21 protein-coding genes and 1 pseudogene are annotated in these 16091 nt (G+C 57.6%); 18 read left to right on the plus strand and 4 right to left on the minus strand.

Annotated elements, in window-relative coordinates; translation table 11 throughout:
- Positions 1-10: 10 nt before the first annotated feature.
- Both EGK14_RS04405 and EGK14_RS04410 read right to left on the minus strand, forming a co-directional pair.
- Positions 11-1045 (minus strand): phage portal protein, encoded by a 1035-nt coding sequence (locus EGK14_RS04405; protein ID WP_125287854.1) that lies wholly within the window; start codon positions 1043-1045, stop codon positions 11-13.
- Positions 1045-2802 carry a terminase ATPase subunit family protein gene (locus EGK14_RS04410; protein WP_125287856.1) on the minus strand — a complete coding sequence of 586 codons (1758 nt, stop codon included), beginning with the start codon at positions 2800-2802 and terminating at the stop codon, positions 1045-1047. Before EGK14_RS04410 ends, EGK14_RS04405 begins: the two co-directional genes overlap by 1 nt.
- A 144-nt stretch (positions 2803-2946) precedes the next feature.
- On the opposite strand from EGK14_RS04410, the gene EGK14_RS04415 reads away from it, so the two are divergent.
- The 11 genes and pseudogenes from EGK14_RS04415 (at position 2947) to EGK14_RS04460 (ending at position 8482) form a co-directional block, all read left to right on the plus strand.
- Positions 2947-3792, plus strand: a complete 846-nt coding sequence (locus EGK14_RS04415; protein ID WP_125287858.1) for a GPO family capsid scaffolding protein — start codon at positions 2947-2949, stop codon at positions 3790-3792.
- Between the two features lie 57 nt (positions 3793-3849).
- On the plus strand, positions 3850-4908 hold the full coding sequence (locus EGK14_RS04420; protein ID WP_125287860.1) for a phage major capsid protein, P2 family: 1059 nt from the start codon (positions 3850-3852) through the stop codon (positions 4906-4908).
- Between the two features lie 3 nt (positions 4909-4911).
- Positions 4912-5580: a terminase endonuclease subunit gene (locus EGK14_RS04425; RefSeq protein WP_125287862.1), complete on the plus strand. Its 669-nt coding sequence runs from the start codon at positions 4912-4914 to the stop codon at positions 5578-5580.
- Positions 5581-5669: 89 nt separating this feature from the next.
- Positions 5670-6134: a head completion/stabilization protein gene (locus EGK14_RS04430; RefSeq protein ID WP_125287863.1), complete on the plus strand. Its 465-nt coding sequence runs from the start codon at positions 5670-5672 to the stop codon at positions 6132-6134.
- Positions 6131-6334 (plus strand): tail protein X, encoded by a 204-nt coding sequence (locus EGK14_RS04435; RefSeq protein WP_125287864.1) that lies wholly within the window; start codon positions 6131-6133, stop codon positions 6332-6334. Before EGK14_RS04430 ends, EGK14_RS04435 begins: the two co-directional genes overlap by 4 nt.
- Positions 6335-6339: 5 nt before the next feature.
- A complete protein-coding gene (locus EGK14_RS04440) occupies positions 6340-6552 on the plus strand; it encodes an HP1 family phage holin (protein ID WP_125287865.1) in 213 nt (70 codons plus the stop codon).
- The gene (locus EGK14_RS04445; protein WP_125287866.1) at positions 6539-7042 is read left to right on the plus strand and encodes a lysozyme; all 504 of its coding nucleotides are present in this window, start codon (positions 6539-6541) and stop codon (positions 7040-7042) included. Before EGK14_RS04440 ends, EGK14_RS04445 begins: the two co-directional genes overlap by 14 nt.
- Positions 7039-7386, plus strand: a pseudogene (locus EGK14_RS04450) (LysB family phage lysis regulatory protein); the annotation flags it as partial. The gene EGK14_RS04445 and the pseudogene EGK14_RS04450, both read left to right, overlap by 4 nt.
- A complete protein-coding gene (gene lysC / locus EGK14_RS21535) occupies positions 7310-7630 on the plus strand; it encodes an Rz1-like lysis system protein LysC (protein ID WP_233598438.1) in 321 nt (106 codons plus the stop codon). The pseudogene EGK14_RS04450 and the gene lysC, both read left to right, overlap by 77 nt.
- The gene (locus EGK14_RS04455) at positions 7563-8030 is read left to right on the plus strand and encodes a phage tail protein (protein WP_125287868.1); all 468 of its coding nucleotides are present in this window, start codon (positions 7563-7565) and stop codon (positions 8028-8030) included. The genes lysC and EGK14_RS04455 overlap by 68 nt, the downstream gene beginning before the upstream one ends.
- Positions 8027-8482 (plus strand): phage virion morphogenesis protein, encoded by a 456-nt coding sequence (locus EGK14_RS04460; protein WP_125287869.1) that lies wholly within the window; start codon positions 8027-8029, stop codon positions 8480-8482. The genes EGK14_RS04455 and EGK14_RS04460 overlap by 4 nt, the downstream gene beginning before the upstream one ends.
- On the opposite strand, the gene EGK14_RS04465 is transcribed toward EGK14_RS04460, so the two are convergent.
- Positions 8475-9542, minus strand: a complete 1068-nt coding sequence (locus EGK14_RS04465; RefSeq protein WP_125287870.1) for a hypothetical protein — start codon at positions 9540-9542, stop codon at positions 8475-8477. The two genes, EGK14_RS04460 and EGK14_RS04465, sit on opposite strands and share 8 nt — an antisense overlap.
- 93 nt (positions 9543-9635) lie before the next feature.
- Here EGK14_RS04465 and EGK14_RS04470 point away from each other — a divergent pair, with 93 nt between their 5' ends.
- The 6 genes from EGK14_RS04470 to EGK14_RS04495 are packed head-to-tail and all read left to right on the plus strand — an operon-like array spanning position 9636 to position 13735.
- Positions 9636-10226: a phage baseplate assembly protein V gene (locus EGK14_RS04470; protein WP_125287871.1), complete on the plus strand. Its 591-nt coding sequence runs from the start codon at positions 9636-9638 to the stop codon at positions 10224-10226.
- Positions 10226-10573, plus strand: coding sequence for a GPW/gp25 family protein (locus tag EGK14_RS04475; RefSeq protein WP_125287872.1), 348 nt, complete (start codon positions 10226-10228; stop codon positions 10571-10573). Before EGK14_RS04470 ends, EGK14_RS04475 begins: the two co-directional genes overlap by 1 nt.
- A gap of 1 nt (position 10574) precedes the next feature.
- Positions 10575-11483: a baseplate assembly protein gene (locus tag EGK14_RS04480; protein ID WP_125287873.1), complete on the plus strand. Its 909-nt coding sequence runs from the start codon at positions 10575-10577 to the stop codon at positions 11481-11483.
- A complete protein-coding gene (locus EGK14_RS04485; RefSeq protein WP_125287874.1) occupies positions 11476-12084 on the plus strand; it encodes a phage tail protein I in 609 nt (202 codons plus the stop codon). Before EGK14_RS04480 ends, EGK14_RS04485 begins: the two co-directional genes overlap by 8 nt.
- Positions 12081-13145 (plus strand): phage tail protein, encoded by a 1065-nt coding sequence (locus EGK14_RS04490; protein ID WP_125287875.1) that lies wholly within the window; start codon positions 12081-12083, stop codon positions 13143-13145. The genes EGK14_RS04485 and EGK14_RS04490 overlap by 4 nt, the downstream gene beginning before the upstream one ends.
- Positions 13145-13735: a tail fiber assembly protein gene (locus tag EGK14_RS04495; protein WP_125287876.1), complete on the plus strand. Its 591-nt coding sequence runs from the start codon at positions 13145-13147 to the stop codon at positions 13733-13735. Before EGK14_RS04490 ends, EGK14_RS04495 begins: the two co-directional genes overlap by 1 nt.
- Before the next feature lie 35 nt (positions 13736-13770).
- Here EGK14_RS04495 and EGK14_RS04500 read toward each other — a convergent pair whose 3' ends face one another.
- The gene (locus EGK14_RS04500; RefSeq protein WP_125287877.1) at positions 13771-14730 is read right to left on the minus strand and encodes a hypothetical protein; all 960 of its coding nucleotides are present in this window, start codon (positions 14728-14730) and stop codon (positions 13771-13773) included.
- 187 nt (positions 14731-14917) lie between these two features.
- Here EGK14_RS04500 and EGK14_RS04505 point away from each other — a divergent pair, with 187 nt between their 5' ends.
- Positions 14918-16087: a phage tail sheath protein gene (locus tag EGK14_RS04505; RefSeq protein ID WP_125287878.1), complete on the plus strand. Its 1170-nt coding sequence runs from the start codon at positions 14918-14920 to the stop codon at positions 16085-16087.
- The last annotated feature ends 4 nt before the right edge of the window (positions 16088-16091 follow it).

The raw sequence follows: 16091 nt of genomic DNA on the forward strand, positions 1-16091 counted from the left end.
CGCTATATTTTCAGTTTGCTGCGGCTGCTTCCAGTGAATAGGGCCGGAACGCAATTACCTCTTCTCCGATCCAGTCGTTTAACTCCTTCAGCCTTTCCTGCAATGGCGTCAGCTCATTCCTGACGAACACCTGCGACGCCTTCACCGCATCCCCGAACCCGCCGGAGTTGTCCGGGATAATCCCCATCATTTGCGGCGGCACGCGGTGCGCGCTTAACAGGTCGTCACGGCTGGCCTTTTTGATGTTAAAGAAATCATCCTTTGTTGCCACCTCGCTGAGCGGCAGGATCTTGATGCCGTCCGGCTTGCCGTTCGGCGCGTACATAAACAGGTTGCGGAAGTTGCCCAGGCCTTTGGTGTCGCGCATTGCCTGACGCATCCGATCCACGTCGCTGGAACTCTGCGCCGCGTCGGTCATATACAGGATGTAACCGGCATGCGCCCCGTTCTGGTAATACTTGCGGCGAAACAGCGTGGCCGCCTCGTTGAGCCAGGCGGAATTAAGCGCGCTGAGGTATTCCGGCAGGCCGTACAGCTCCTGATTAATGTCCGGCTCAATCAGGTGAAACACGCTGCCGGCCGCAAACTGGTGCGGCTCCTTCCAGTCGTTCACAAACCAGTATTCCCCGTCCTTCACGCCCTTGCGGGTAAATTTTGCCGGGGTGGTTTCCAGCCTGAACGGCTTGCCGAGGCCGTTGCGCCGCAGCTCGGCAAATGCATTCCCGAACACCAGATAATCCAGCGCAAACTTACTAAATTCCTGCTGACTTAACATCGGATGCGGGATAAAGGTCGAGGCCAGGATATTGCGCTTAACGTAGATAGGCGAGCTGTGATGCACCGCCGAACGCAGGCTTTTCGCCAGCCCGTGAAAGCTCACCGGCGGCTCGTACCAGCGCCCGTTTCCGATGCACTCCGCGTAATCCAGAATATCCCGCTTATCCATGACCGGCGTCGGCTCGCCGAAGGTAAAAGCCTCGACCGGCTGCGGCGCGGCCGGTGCCGCTGGTGCTGCCTTGAATGCCTTACGGCTGCGTTTTTTCATCAGTAAAATTCCACAAAAGAAGGGTTAGCGCCGCCGCTGGCGGCGGTCAGCGGTTCGTTTAACAGCGCGTGCATGATGGCCCAGGCGACGTCCGCGTGGCTGGCGTCCTCGCTGCGGCTCGCCTCGTAGGTTGAGCGGTTGCCGCTGGCGGTCATGGTTTTGCGGATAGCCATAAAAGATTGTGTTATGTCGGTGCTTCCCGCGTCGTACTCCAGGCGACCGCTGCCAATGGTGTCTTTGGCCTTCAGCACCATCCCGGTTTTGACTTCCGGCGAGTAACGGATCTCGCGTGCCGCCGGGTAGAACTGCCGTACCAGCTGAAAAACGCCCTGGCCGATGCCGGTGGCATCCACGCCGATATATTCGACAGTGTATTTTTTCGTTAAGTTTTCAATGGATTTCGCCTGCGCGGCAAAGTCCATGCCGCGCCACTGGTGATGCTCCAGCACGCGAAACTTGCCGCCCGCGACCAGCGGCGGCGCAATCACGGCACAGCCCGCGCTGTCGCCGGTGTGCGACGGGTCATAGCCAATCCACACCGGGCGGAAATCGAACGGGCGCAGCGCGTAAGGGTTAAAGTCCGTCCATTCTTCCAGACTGTCGATCATGCAGGTCTGCAGCTCGGCAAACGGGAACACGCTTGCCTCGTCGTCAACAAACTCACACATTAAAAGGTTCTGATATTCCGACGGGCTGTATTCAAGCGAAAGCTGGTCCAGGTCAAACAGGTTACAGCCGCCGGTCAGCGCGTCCTCAACGGTGACAATCTGCCGCCACTGGCCGTCGCCGCACACCGCACCTTTTGCGAGATGCGAGTGCGACAAATCCAGCTCGATGCGGTCGCCCTTACTGCGGCGTCCCTTATTGAATAATTCGCCCGACCAGAACGGATAGGCGCTGTGCGACAGGCTCGACGGCGTGGAAAAGTAGGTGGTGCGCCATTTTTTGTGCAGCGACATGCCGCTGGCGACCTTGCGCAGCTCCTGGAATTTCGGGATCCAGAAATATTCATCCAGATAGAGGTTGCCGGTGTAGCTCTGCGCGGTGCGCACGTTCGTCCCCAGGAAAATCAGGCGTGCGCCGTTCGGCAGCACAATCGGATCGCCCTTCAGGTCAACGTCAACCTGCCGGGCAAAGTCGATGATGTAATTTTTAAAGACGTGCGCCTGGGCCTTGCTGGCCGACAGGAAAATCTGGTTGCGTCCGGTGGTCAGCGCATCAATCAGCGCCTCGCGGGCAAAGTAAAACGTCGCGCCAATCTGGCGGGACTTCAGGATATTGCGGATGCGGTGATCCAGCCCGGCTTTATGCCAGTTAAGCTGATACTGAAAACAGTTATCCATAAACAGGCCGGTCAGCTTGTCGGTCTGCTCCTCGCTGAAGACATTTTTAATGACCGGCTGGCGCTCGCCCCTGTTGCGGTTGCGCACGTTCGGGTTTAAATCCGCCTCGTTACCCGAACTGCGGTAGCGCTCGACGCGGGCCAGGCGTTCTATCTGGCGGCCCAGCGCGTCTATCTCCTTGTAGTCCCCGTTCCCCTTTACCTCTTTCATGATGAGCTGGATTAACCGCGCCTCCATGCTGGCCTCGACGCGACTGATGGGCGCGATATCTTCCCATGCGTCGCGCAGCTTCCAGCTCTGCACGGTCGGTGTTTTCTGGCCAAGCGTCTCCGCAATCTGGCGCACGGAATATCCCTGCCAGTAAAGCAGCGCAGCCTGACGGCGCGGATCGCTGATGGTGGTTTGTATTTTCATAACGACAAGGCTACCGGGGTGCAAAAAGGCGCGCCCGCTGAGCCTGTTTGCTGATGGCTGAGCGGGCTGGCTTTCGTTGAGCGGATGGCCCGTGGCGGTGAAACTGGCCCCGACCTGAACGAACCCACAACCGGAGCCTGATTAATGGCAACTAAAGCAAAGCGTTTTCGTATCGCAGTGGAAGGCGCAACCACCGACGGCCGCGAGATTTCCCGCGACTGGATTTCCCAGATGGCGGCGAACTATGACCCGGCGATGTACGGCGCGCGCATCAATATGGAGCACATCAAGGGCTATACCCCCGACAGCCCGTTTCGCCGCTATGGCGACGTCACCGCCCTGAGCGCGGAAGAAATTGCGGACGGCCCGCTGAAAGGCAAGCTGGCGCTTTACGGCGAAATTAACCCGACGCCGGAGCTGGTTGAGCTGACCAAAGCCCGCCAGAAAATCTACACCTCGATTGAGGTCAATCCGAAGTTTGCCGACACCGGCGAGGCGTACCTGATAGGACTTGCCGTCACCGACGACCCGGCGAGCCTCGGCACCGAAATCCTGAGCTTCAGCGCCAGCGCCGCCGCTAACCCGCTGGCGTCCCGCAAGCAGCACAAAGACAACCTCTTTACCGCCGCTGAAGAAACGCTGATCGAGTTTACCGAAGAGGCCGATCCGGCGCCGTCGCTGCTGGCCCGCATCACCGCGATGTTTTCCGCGAAAACTAAAACCGCTGACCTGCAGTTTGCCGACGTCAGCGCGGCCGTTACAGCCGTGGCCGAGCAGGTGCAGCAGAACGGCGAGGCGCAGGCGCAAAACCTGTCGGCGCTGGAAACGGCCTTAACTGAGAGGCTCGACGCGCTTGAGCTGCAGGCCGGGGAAGACCGCACCGCGTTTACCGCGCTGCAGGCACAGCTTGCGAAAACAGACGGCGGCTTTTCCCGTCGCCCGGCTTCGACCGGCGGCGATAGCACCGCCAGCGTGCAGACCGACTGCTGATTTCCGGCGTGCAGATTGGCCGCTGATTAAAACATTTAACTGAATACAGGAGCGCAAATGCGCCAGAACACCCGCTTTAAATTTAACGCTTTCATGACCCGCCTGGCGGAGCTGAACAACGTCGAAACCGGCGACATGAACAAGAAATTCACCGTTGAGCCAGCGGTGACGCAAACGCTGATGAACCGCGTGCAGGAGTCGTCGGACTTCTTAACGCGCATTAACATCGTGCCGGTGTCCGAAATGAAGGGCGAGAAAATCGGGATCGGCGTGTCCGGCTCGATTGCCAGCACCACCGACACGGCGGGCGGCGACGAACGTGAAACCGCCGACTTCTCCGCGCTGGACAGCACCGGCTACGAGTGCGTGCAGGTTAACTACGACTTTCATATCCGCTACAACACGCTTGACCTGTGGGCGCGCTATGAAGATTTTCAGGCCCGCCTGCGTGACGCCATCATCAAGCGCCAGTCGCTCGACCGCATCATGATCGGCTTTAACGGCGTGTCGCGCGCCAAAACCTCCAACCGCGCCAAAAATCCGATGCTGCAGGACGTGGCGGTTGGCTGGCTGCAGAAGTACCGCAACGATGCGCCGGAGCGCGTGATGAACAAAACCACGGCGGAAGACGGTACCGTGACCGACGGCGTGCTGATTGGTAAGGGCCGCACCTACGCCAACCTTGACGCCGTGGTGATGGATGCAACCAACACCTTGATCGAGCCGTGGTATCAGGAAGACCCGGAGCTGGTCGTTGTCTGCGGTCGTCAGCTGCTGGCCGACAAGTATTTCCCGCTGGTTAACCAGGCGCAGGCCAACACCGAGGCGCTGGCGGGCGATCTGATTGTGAGCCAGAAGCGTATCGGCAACCTGCCCGCCGTGCGCGTGCCGTACTTCCCGGCGGACGCGATGCTGATCACCCGCCTGGACAACCTGTCGATTTATTTTCAGGAAGGCACGCACCGCCGCATGATCGACGAGGTGGCGAAGCGCGACCGCATTGAAAACTACGAGTCCATCAACGAGGACTACGTGGTGGAGGATTACGCAGCGGGCTGCCTGATTGAAAAAATCACCTTGTCCGACGCGCCTGCAGCAGCGACACCGGCGGCATAACGCATGTTAAGCCCTGCCCGACGTCACCTTATGCGCCAGCAGGCGGAAGCGGCCTCGCAGCAGGCCAGCAACCCGCTGCGCCACGCCAACGGCTACGAGCTGATGCTGCTGAAGCTCAACGACGACAAGCGCCGCCTGAAGAAAGTACGCTCGCAGGAGCGCAAGGCGGAACTCAAGCGGCTGATGCTGCCTGAGTATCTGCCCTGGGTGGCGGGCGTGCTGGCGAAAGGCAAAGGCGCACAGGACGCCGTGCTGATGACCGTCATGATCTGGCGGCTGGATGCGGGCGACGTGCCGGGCGCGCTGGAAATTGCCCGGTACGCGCTTCAGTACGGGTTAGTGCCGCCGCCCGGCTTTAAGCGCGACGCGACCGCCTACCTGCTGGCCGAAGAAGTGGCCGACGCGGCGACACGCGCCTGGACGCTGAAAGCGCCGGTTGATACCGGGCCGCTGCTGGCGACGCTTGAGCTGACGAAATCCGCAGACATGCCCGATCAGGTGCGCGCCAAGCTGCACAAAATCACCGGGTACGTGCTGCGCGATGCGGGCAGGGCTTTGGATGCGATGGAACACCTTACACGGGCGCTGCAGCTGCATGACGGCTGCGGCGTCAAAAAAGACATTGAGCGGCTGGCTACTGACCTGAAAAAGCAGGCCCTTGCCCGCCGCTGACCGAACGCGCCCCGCGCCGGGCGGCAGAACGGTAATGCGCTTTCAGCGTCTGCGCCGTTCTCCACCGCCCACCTATTTTAAGGCCGACTATGAACACGATTGTGATACCCGCCCCGCGACCGGCAGACGATGCCGAGCCGCCGGTAAAGAACACCTTTTTCTGGCCTGACGTGAACCTGCAGCAGCTGCGCAACACGCTGCGCTATGAGGGCACCGTGACCGCGCAGCGCCTGCGCCTTGCGGTAAAAACGGCAATTTCAGAAGTAAACGCCGAGCTGTACGACTGGCGCGCCGAACAGATGGCGGCGGGCTTTACTACCCTGGCCGACGTTCCGGCGGAAAGCTTCGACGGCGAAAGCGAAAAGGCCACGCACTATTTTGCCGCCGTCAGCGCCCTGACCGGCGCCGCGATTGTTGAGCGCTATCGCGGCTATGACGCCAGCGGCAAAAAAGGCGCCGAAGTGGAGGCGAGCGCCGACGAGTACTGGCGCGACGCGCGTTTCAGCATCAGCCGCATCGCCGGGCGTTCCGGCTGCATCGTGAGCCTGCTGTGATTATTTACGCGCAGCAGGGCGACACCGTAGACCAGATTTGCTGGCGGTACTACGGACGCACGGCGCAGGCCGTCGAACGGGTTTATGCCGCCAATCCGGGGCTGGCCGAAAGCGGGCCAGTATTAATGCACGGCTGCGAGGTGACGCTGCCCGACCTGCCCGACGCCGCTGCGGATGAAACCATCAACCTGTGGGACTGAAAAAGATGGAGAAAATCAATTCGCTGGTTAACTACCTGCTCGGCCTGGTGCTGATGTGGTTCGGCCGCCACACGCCGCAGGATATCGCCTTTATGGTCGGTTCCGGCGTCGCCGTCGTAACGCTGGTGATGAATGTCGCCACGTTTTTTATCAACTGGCACTACCGCCGCAAGACCTACGAGCTGCAGCGGCAGGGGGTGAAAATTGAAAGCCGCTAAACACTGCGCCGTGCTGGCCGTGCTGGCAATTGCCTCGCTGCTGCCGCAGTTCAAAACCCTGAAGATATCCGACGGCGGGCTACGGCTGATTGCCGACGCCGAAGGCTGCCGCACCTCGCCTTACCAGTGCAGCGCGGGAGTCTGGACAAACGGCATTGGCCATACCGCAGGCGTGACGCCGCAAAGCCACGTCAGCGAACGGCAGGCCGCCGTTAATCTGGTATATGACGTGATGCGCGTGGAACGCGGGATTGACGCCTGTATGCCCGCCATGCCGCAGCCGGTTTACGATGCGGTGGTGTCGTTCGGCTTTAACGTGGGCGTGCGTGCGGCCTGCACCTCAACGCTGGCCGGGTTTGTTCGCCGGGGCGAGTGGCAACGCGCCTGCCTGCAGCTTGACCGCTGGGTATACGTGAACGGCGTCAGAAATGCCGGGCTGGAAAACCGCCGCCAGCGTGAAAAGGCCTGGTGCTTAAAGGGGGCGTCATGATCCGCCTGTTAACGGCACTGCTGGCCGTGGCGCTCGTCGCGCTGGGCCTGACCGGCTGGCGGCTGAATGCGACAAACAGTCACCTCACCGACGCGCAGCGCATTATCGGCACGCTGTCCGCCGGAATAGAAAGCCGCGATAAGGCGATCACCCGCCTGAACGACAAGGCAAAAGCGGGCCAGAAACGCGAGGCCGCGCTGCGCCTGCTGCAGGGCCGCGCCAGTACCGCCGCCCTTAACCGTGAACTGACCATACAGAGGGAAACCGATGCGAATCCGACCTTACGCAGCTGGTCTGCTGCTGCTCTGCCTGCTGACGTTATCCGGCTGCAGTCGCGGCCCGCATTCAACAACGCCCGCGATTATCTGGACTGGCTGTCCGCGCGTGACAAGCTGCCCGCTGCCCGGCAACAGCCTGCAGACCCAGGGCGATTTAGCGGCGGATAACCGCCAGTTAGAGGCTGCGCTTGCGTCGTGCGGGCTGCAGGTGGAAATCATCAAAGAATGCCAGGAGCAACACGATGGAGAAACCGACACAGCTGCGCCGGGCGCTGACCGACAGCGTGCCGCTGCTGCAAAGAAACCCTGACGGGCTGAATATGTTTATCGACGGCGGGCGCATTGCCTCGACGCTCGCCAGCTCGCTGTCGTTTGAGTACCAGTATCAGCTTAATCTGGTGATCACCGATTACGGCGACGATATCGATCTGATTATGGTGCCCTTGCTGGCCTGGCTTCGTGAGAACCAGCCGGACATTATGGCGACCGAAGAGAAGCGACGCACCGGCTTTACTTTTAAGGTTGATGTGTTGAGCGACACGCTGTGCGATATCAGTATTGACCTGCAGCTGACCGAGCGCGTGATCGTGAAGCAGGAAGGCGACGCGCTGCACGTCACCCACGCGGGTGAAAACCCGCCGCCGGATAACGTGTCACGGCCAACGCAGCTTTATGCGGGCGGCGAGCTGGTCAGCGGGCTGCAGCTGTGAACGGGCTGGAGGCGTTCGACGCCAGGCTAAACGCGCTTATCGGCAACCTGTCACCGGCGGCACGTAAGGAAATGGCGCGCACCATCGCAAAGCGCCTGCGTGCCGGGCAGCAGCAGAATATCAAATGCCAGCAGGCACCGGACGGCACGGCGTTTAAGCCGCGCAAGGCACCGGCGCGCAAAAAGAAAGGCCGGATAAAGCGCGAGATGTTCGCAAAGCTGCGCACGGCCAAATACATGAAGGCAAAAGGCACCGCCGACGACGCCGTGGTGGAGTTTGCCGGGAACGTGCAGCGCATGGCCCGTGTGCATCACTACGGGCTGCGCGACCGGCCAGCCCGTGGGGGGAAGGAAATTCAATATGAGGTGAGGCCGCTACTCGGTATTAATGATAAACATCGGCTGCAAATAAATGAATGTATAATAAATGCATTAACTGAAAATATCACTTAGCTTTTCCTTTGAATGATCCTATTAATGATGCTAGGTGCTCAATACCATCAAAGGTAGATGGTACTTTGTCTTCTGATGCCATTATGTTAGAGAAAATAACATCTTCAAACTTGTTAAGTAAGTTACTATCTTTAGATTTAATAGTGAAACTGTACTCCGCATAACTTTGTATGAACTGGCATAGACTTTTCCGTAGCTCAATTTGCATTATTTGAGAGCGAATAGAATTGTAGTTTGATAAAGCGACGCGGAAGTAATATATCAAGATAACCATTAGTGAAATGGCAGGTAAAAAACCTACCAGGTCGTAAGGACCTGAAAGCTTTCTACCCGGAAAAAAGAAATACAACGACTCCATTAGAATCACTGTCGGTAAGATAACCCCCAAGGCGATAAGAACCGCTCTAGCCCAACCCAATTGGTTGTTTTTAGCATTACCTAAAGATTCAAATCCTTTATATAAACCAACAAAATTATATGCATCTTTTTGCTCTTTTAGTGTCTTTCGCAAGTTTTCGACAGCATCTTGCCTTTCCTTTAAATCCTTATTCCAGTCAGTTATTAATTGTTCTGCTTCTCTTTTAGCGCTAACGTAATCTCTAAGAAGGTTAATTTCATCGCCATTAATTAACTGTTTAAAAAGCGATGTCGTCATATCTTGCAAAGCGTATCTGACTTGCTCCCTAGCTCCAGAAGAAAATTTATCTATATTTTCTCTGGCGAAATCCCTTATCTTTTGATAGTCAGGTGAAAATTCTTCAGGTTCCGAGAGGTATTCTTCTATAAAAAAACGGAATAGGCTTGCAAAGACGTAATCAGCCCCTTTGTCACTGATATCAGCATTGATAAGCCGACTATAAAGCTTTTGGGAAATATGCCGAATGTTAAATTGTGTTTTTTCATCCCATATGCGTGGATTAGTTGCCATGATCGTCAGGAGATATACTATGGTTTCATTCCTTTCTGACTGAAAAAGGTTTAATTCAGCAGGTTTTTCTAAAAGAAAACGATAGGAATTAATAGCATTTTTAGTATCTTCAGTGTCAAAAAATTTTTGCATAAAGTTCTCAGCTTAATTTAGCAGGGTGTTTGTTCATAAATAGTTAAACAGTAACGGATTGCTGATACTAGTTCAGGACTACATTATGCATTTATGAACTCACAAATCCCAGAAATCCTGCGCCTGCTGCGCAACCTGATCCGCATCGGCACAGTGTCCGCCGTCAATCTTGACGACGGGCTGTGCCGCGTGGATACCGGCAATAACACAACCAACTGGCTGCACTGGCTGGCCGCCCGTGCCGGTCGCACCCGTTTATGGAATGCGCCATCGGTCGGCGAGCAGGTGCTTATTTTGTGCCTGGGCGGCGAGCTGGATACCGGCTTTGTGCTGCCGGGCGTGTTCTCTGACGATAACCCGGCCCCGTCCGCCTCGGCTGACGCGCTGCACTGGTCGTTTCCCGACGGCGCGGTGATTGAATACGAGCCGGAAAACGGCGCGCTGAAAGCAACCGGCATCCAGACCGCAACCATACAGGCCGCCGTCAAAATCATGCTCGACTCGCCCGAGGTGGAATGCTCGGCGCTGCTGAAAACCGCCACGCTGGAAGTCACCCAGGGCGGCACGATGAAAGGCGACGTTACGCACAGCGGCGGCAACTTCAGCTCTAACGGCATCACCGTTGATTCCCATAAACACGGCGGCGTGAAGTCCGGCGGCGACACGTCGGGAGGGCCGCAGTAATGGCCGTGCGATATTCCGGCATGAGCCGCGATACCGGCGGGTCGCTGACCGACCTTGATCATATTCGCCAGTCGGTGCGCGACATTTTGTTAACTCCGGTCGGTTCCCGCGTGATGCGTCGCAGCTACGGCTCGCTGTTATCCGCCTTGATTGACCAGCCGCAAAACGAGGCGCTGCGCCTGCAGATTATGTCGGCCTGCTATATGGCGATTTTGCAGTGGGAGCCGCGCATCAGGCTGACCGGCATTTCCTACGAATCCGCGTTTGACGGCGGCATGGTGGTGGAAATCACCGGCAGCCGCACCGATACCGCGCAGGATTTTTCCTTAACCGTTCCCGTGAGCTGATATGGCAACTATCGACCTGAGCCAGCTACCCGCGCCCGACGTGGTGGGAGTGCTGGACTATGAAACGTTACTCAACGAGCGCAAGGCCACGCTGGTATCGCTGTATCCGGCGGAGCAGCAGGACGCCGTTGCGCGTACGCTGGCGCTGGAGTCCGAGCCGGTGGTGAAGCTGCTGCAGGAAAACGCCTACCGCGAGGTTATCCTGCGCCAGCGCGTCAACGAGGCGGCAAAGGCCGTCATGGTGGCCTATGCCCTGGCGGATGATTTAGACCAGCTCGGCGCAAATAACGGCGTTACCCGCCTGACGCTGACGGCTGCCGACGATACCGCAACCCCGCCGACCGCCGCAGTGATGGAAAGCGACGATGATTTCCGCGTGCGCATTGCCGCCGCCTTTGAAGGGTTGAGCGTGGCCGGGCCGTCCGGCGCGTATGAGTACCACGCCAGAAGCGCCGACGGCCGCGTGGCGGATGCGTCTGCCATCAGCCCGTCGCCCGCCTGCGTCACCGTCACCGTGCTGTCGCGTGAGGGCAACGGCGAGGCGGCCGCTGACCTGCTGGCCGTGGTGGATGCCGCCTTAAACGATGAAGACGTGCGCCCGGTGGCCGACCGGGTAACGGTGCAGTCGGCGGCGATTGTGGATTACGCCGTGGAAGCGGTGTTGTACCTCTATCCGGGGCCGGAAGCCGAACCCATACGAGCCGCTGCCGAGGCAAAACTTGCCGCCTTTGTCAGCGCGCAGGCCCGCCTCGGCAGGGATATCCGCAAATCGGCGCTTTATGCGGCCCTGCACGTTGAAGGCGTGCAGCGCGTGGAGCTGACACAGCCCGCCGCCGACGTGGTGCTGGATAAAACCCAGGCCGCGTACTGCACCGGCTACGGCATTATGGTCGGGGGTTCGGATGAGTGATCGCCTGCTGCCGTCCGGCTCGTCGGCGCTGGAGGTGGCCGCCGCCGAAGCCTGCGCCACGATTGAGGCCATTCCGGCGCCGCTGCGCCAGCTGTGGAACCCGCAAACCTGCCCGGTGGAGCTGCTGCCATACCTCGCCTGGGCGTGGTCGGTTGACCGCTGGGACGCGGGCTGGAGCGAGTCCACAAAGCGCGCCGTGGTGTCGGCCTCGCAGTACGTGCATAAGCATAAGGGCACGCTCGGCTCGATCCGGCGCGTGGTGGAGCCGCTCGGCTACCTTATCCGCATCGTTGAATGGTGGAAGACCGGCGGCGAGCCGGGCACGTTTCGCCTCGACGTGGGCGTGCTGGATACCGGTATTACGGAGGAAATGTATAACGAGCTGGAGCGCCTGATAGCCGACGCGAAACCGTGCAGCCGCCACCTTATCGGGCTGTCGATTAACCTCGACGCCAGCGGCGCGCTGCCGGTTGGTGCCGCCTGCTACAGCGGCGACGAGCTGACGGTTTACCCCTATACCCCTGAACTTATCAGCGTCGGCGGGCCGGTTTATTCCGGCGCGGCGGTGCATCTTATTGACCTGACGGAAGTGAGCACATGACCACGAAATATTTTGCCCTGCTGACCAGCCAGGGCGCGGCCAGGCTGGCGAACGCTGCGGCGCTCGGCACAACGCTGCAGATTACCGAAATGGCCGTGGGCGACGGCGGCGGCACGCTGCCCACGCCCGATGCGGCACAAACCAGGCTTATCGGCGAAAAGCGCCGGGCCTCGCTGAACGCGCTGACGGTTGACGCGGCCAACAGCAGCCAGATTATTGCCGAGCAGATTATCCCCGAAAGCGAGGGCGGCTTCTGGATCCGGGAAATCGGGCTGTTTGACGCCGACGGCGTGCTGATTGCCGTGGCTAACTGCGCGGAAACCTACAAGCCGCAGCTCGCCGAGGGCAGCGGCCGCACGCAGACGGTGCGCATGATTTTAATCGTCAACAGCACAAGCGCGGTCACGCTGAAAATCGACCCTGCCGTGGTGCTGGCTACGCGGCAGTACGTCGATAACGCGGTGATTGAGGTAAAGGCGTATGCCGACAAGGCGCTGGCCGCGCACGTTGCGGCAGCGAACCCGCACGGCCAGTATCTGCAGACGGCCAACGCGCTGGCAGAAATTAAGGACGCCGGACTGGTTGCGAAAGCACTTGCCGCGCTGGGCCTGGGCGACGGGTCGGCGGTGCCGGTTGGCGTACCTCTGCCTTATCCGGCGGCAACCGCCCCCGCTGGCTGGCTGAAGTGCAACGGCGCCTCGTTCAGCGCCACGACCTATCCGCTGCTGGCGAAGGCCTATCCGTCGCTGAAGCTGCCCGACCTGCGAGGCGAGTTTATTCGCGGCTGGGACGACGGGCGCGGCGTGGATACCGGGCGCGCCGTTCAGTCCTCACAGTTAGATGCGATGGGGGTTGGCTACGCGTCTAACGGCCTGACGGTTAAAAGTCTTTTGGTACTTACCAGCCGGGCAGCCCAAAGCTCTGATGCCATTAACGGCATTGCTGACGGGAGCAATTTTTCTGACGGCACCGGCACATCCGTCACGCGGCTGGTTATTCGCTCTGCTGCTGAAACCCGCCCGCGCAATATCGCGTTTAACTACATCGTGAGGGCCGCATAATGGCAACGATTACCCTGGATAAAAACGGCCTGGCAAAAGCGTCCGGCACGCTGACCGTTTATAACTACGACAGCCTGAGCGGCGAGTTTACCGGCGCAACGGATGAATATTTACCGCAGGGCGTGGGCGTTCCGGCGTGCGCCTGCAGCAGCGCGCCACCGTCTGCAGAAACCGGCTTTGTGTCAATTTACCGGGACGGCGGCTGGCAGACCGTGGCCGATCGCCGGGGCGAAACGGTTTATTCCACGGCGGACGGCTCGGCGACAGCAATCACCGCGCCGGGCGATTACCCGGCAGGCACCACCACACAGGCACCGGCAACCGCCTTTGATAAGTGGGATGGCGAAAAATGGGTAACGGACGGTGACGCGCAGCAGGCTGCAGCGGTGAGCGAAGCCGAAGCGGAAAAGGCAGCGCGCATCAGCGAAGCCAACACCACGACGCAGGCGTGGCAGACGCAGCTCAGGCTCGACATGATCACCGATGCGGATAAGGCATCGCTTACCGCGTGGATGAAGTATGTGCAGGCTGTGCAGACTTTAGATCTATCAACCACAACAGATATAGAATGGCCAAGCAAACCTAATTAAAATTGCGGGATGCTTATATGGCATCCCTTCACATACTATTTATTATAAAAAGCGACAGCTATTAAATAAATCGAGAATATCCCTATGAAAACTATCGCAAAAAACACATCAAAGAGTGCTTTTTTGAAACTGAAATAACTTCTTTTTTCTGCAAGAAGTTTTTCATCAATGATGTTATAATCACGAGATAATTCCGATATGATGTGCCCTATGTATACATGGTTTATAAGGTTTGCTGCAAGGCTGAGTTGAAGTTTACTTAATAAATCTTTATTTTTAATTTCAATAACTACCTTTGCAGGCATTAATGCTCTTATAGATTTAAATGCGTCATTGTTTTGCTCAATGATATAATCAGTGGGGGTTGTGTCACGAAGCGCTCTTTCTAAATTAAGCATTGGGATCGTGAACTCTTGTAAATCATTTTCATTAATAGAACCAGATGAGTTAAATTTCTCAGAGGCGGTTTTTATCGCATCGGAAGCTTTTTCTAATAAAGGCGCTAATGTCGCCACTTTAGCTCTTGCTTCAGATGTACGATAATTTATTAAACCCCAAAGAAATAAAAAAAAGGGGATGCTTGCTAAGAGAAGTTTTTTGAATTGCTCTAAGGTTTCTTCGCCTTTTTTCTCTTGATTTTGAACTACCGCTTCTTTTTGGTTGTCATTTATTTTCTGTAGTTGTGTTTTTATTTCAGAAAGAATGGAAGCCATAATGGAAAAGTTTTTTTCAGAGTTGTATTGTAGATCAAAAGGAAGGCTTAGAGATGTATCGCCTATATTATTAAATGTATAAGAGGTGTTTGGTGAGTGATTCAAGGTTGTGCTTATATCGTGCAATATTTTAGTTGTAACCACATCTGAATTTTCAACGTTTTTTTGAATTCTACATAAATTTACAGGATGTGGCATGTTCACCGTGTTAGTGCTTTGATAATGGCTAGATACAGGGGTGCAACCTGTTATAAAAATAGTAAACAGAATCCAAATTTTCACTATGCCTCCATTCTAATATTGTTTGCAGATTGATTTAGGTAACTTTTTTGTTACTGCATTGTAATGAAACGTGCGTTCCTTGACCATTTTTGATTTATGTCCTTTGAGCTATCAGCAAACCCCAATCGCATGCACCGCCGCGCCTGAACGGGCAATCTGAGCGCACCCATTTAACGGAGTGCATCAGATGTCTGATTATCATCACGGTGTCCGCGTCGTCGAAATCAACGACGGCACGCGCACCATTTCCACCGTCTCCACGGCGATTGTCGGGCTGGTCTGTACCGCCGAAGACGCCGACGCGACCGCGTTCCCGCTGAACATGCCGGTACTCCTGACCAACGTGCAGGCCGGTATTGCCAAAGCCGGTAAAAAAGGCACGCTGGCCGCGTCCCTGCAGGCGATTGCTGACCAGTCAAAGCCCGTTACCGTCGTGGTGCGCGTGGCCGAAGGCGCAACCGACGCGGAAACCATCTCCAATATCATCGGCACCACCGACGAAAACGGCCAGTATACCGGCATGAAGGCGCTGTTAAGCGCGCAGACCCAGCTCGACGTCAAGCCGCGCATCCTCGGCGTGCCGGGCCTCGATTCGCTGGAGGTGGCGACCGCGCTTGCCAGCATCGCGCAGCAGCTGCGCGCCTTCTGCTACGTCTCGGCGTGGAACTGCAAAACCGTTTCCGACGCCATGAAGTACCGCGAGAACTTCAGCCAGCGCGAAATCATGGTTATCTGGCCGGATTTCATTGCCTGGAACACCACGGCCAACGCGTCCGAAACCGCCTACGCCACCGCCCGCGCGCTGGGCCTGCGCGCCAAAATCGACAACGACACCGGCTGGCACAAGACGCTTTCTAACGTCGGCGTGAACGGCGTCACCGGTATTTCGGCGGGCGTCTTCTGGGACTTGCAGCAGACCGGCACCGACGCCGACCTGCTTAACGAAGCCTGTGTGACCACCCTTATCCGCAAGGACGGCTTTCGCTTCTGGGGCAACCGCACCTGCAGCGACGATCCGCTGTTCGCGTTTGAGAACTACATCCGCACCGCGCAGGTACTGGCCGACACGATGGCCGAGGCGCATATGTGGGCCAACGACAAGCCGCTGACGCCGGTACTGGTGCGCGAGATTATCGCGGGCATCAATGCCAAATTCCGCGAGCTGGTCAACGCCGGTTATCTGCTGGGCGCGTCGTGCTGGTATGACGAGGCGGCCAACGACAAGGATACGCTGAAGGCGGGCAGGCTGTCGATTGACTACGACTACACGCCGGTGCCACCGCTGGAAGATTTAACCCTGCGCCAGCGTATTACCGACTCCTATCTGGCGAACTTCGCCGCGTCCGTTAACAGCTGAGGAC

The organism is Erwinia sp. 198 (assembly GCF_003937915.1).
Taxonomy (GTDB): domain Bacteria; phylum Pseudomonadota; class Gammaproteobacteria; order Enterobacterales; family Enterobacteriaceae; genus Erwinia; species Erwinia aeris.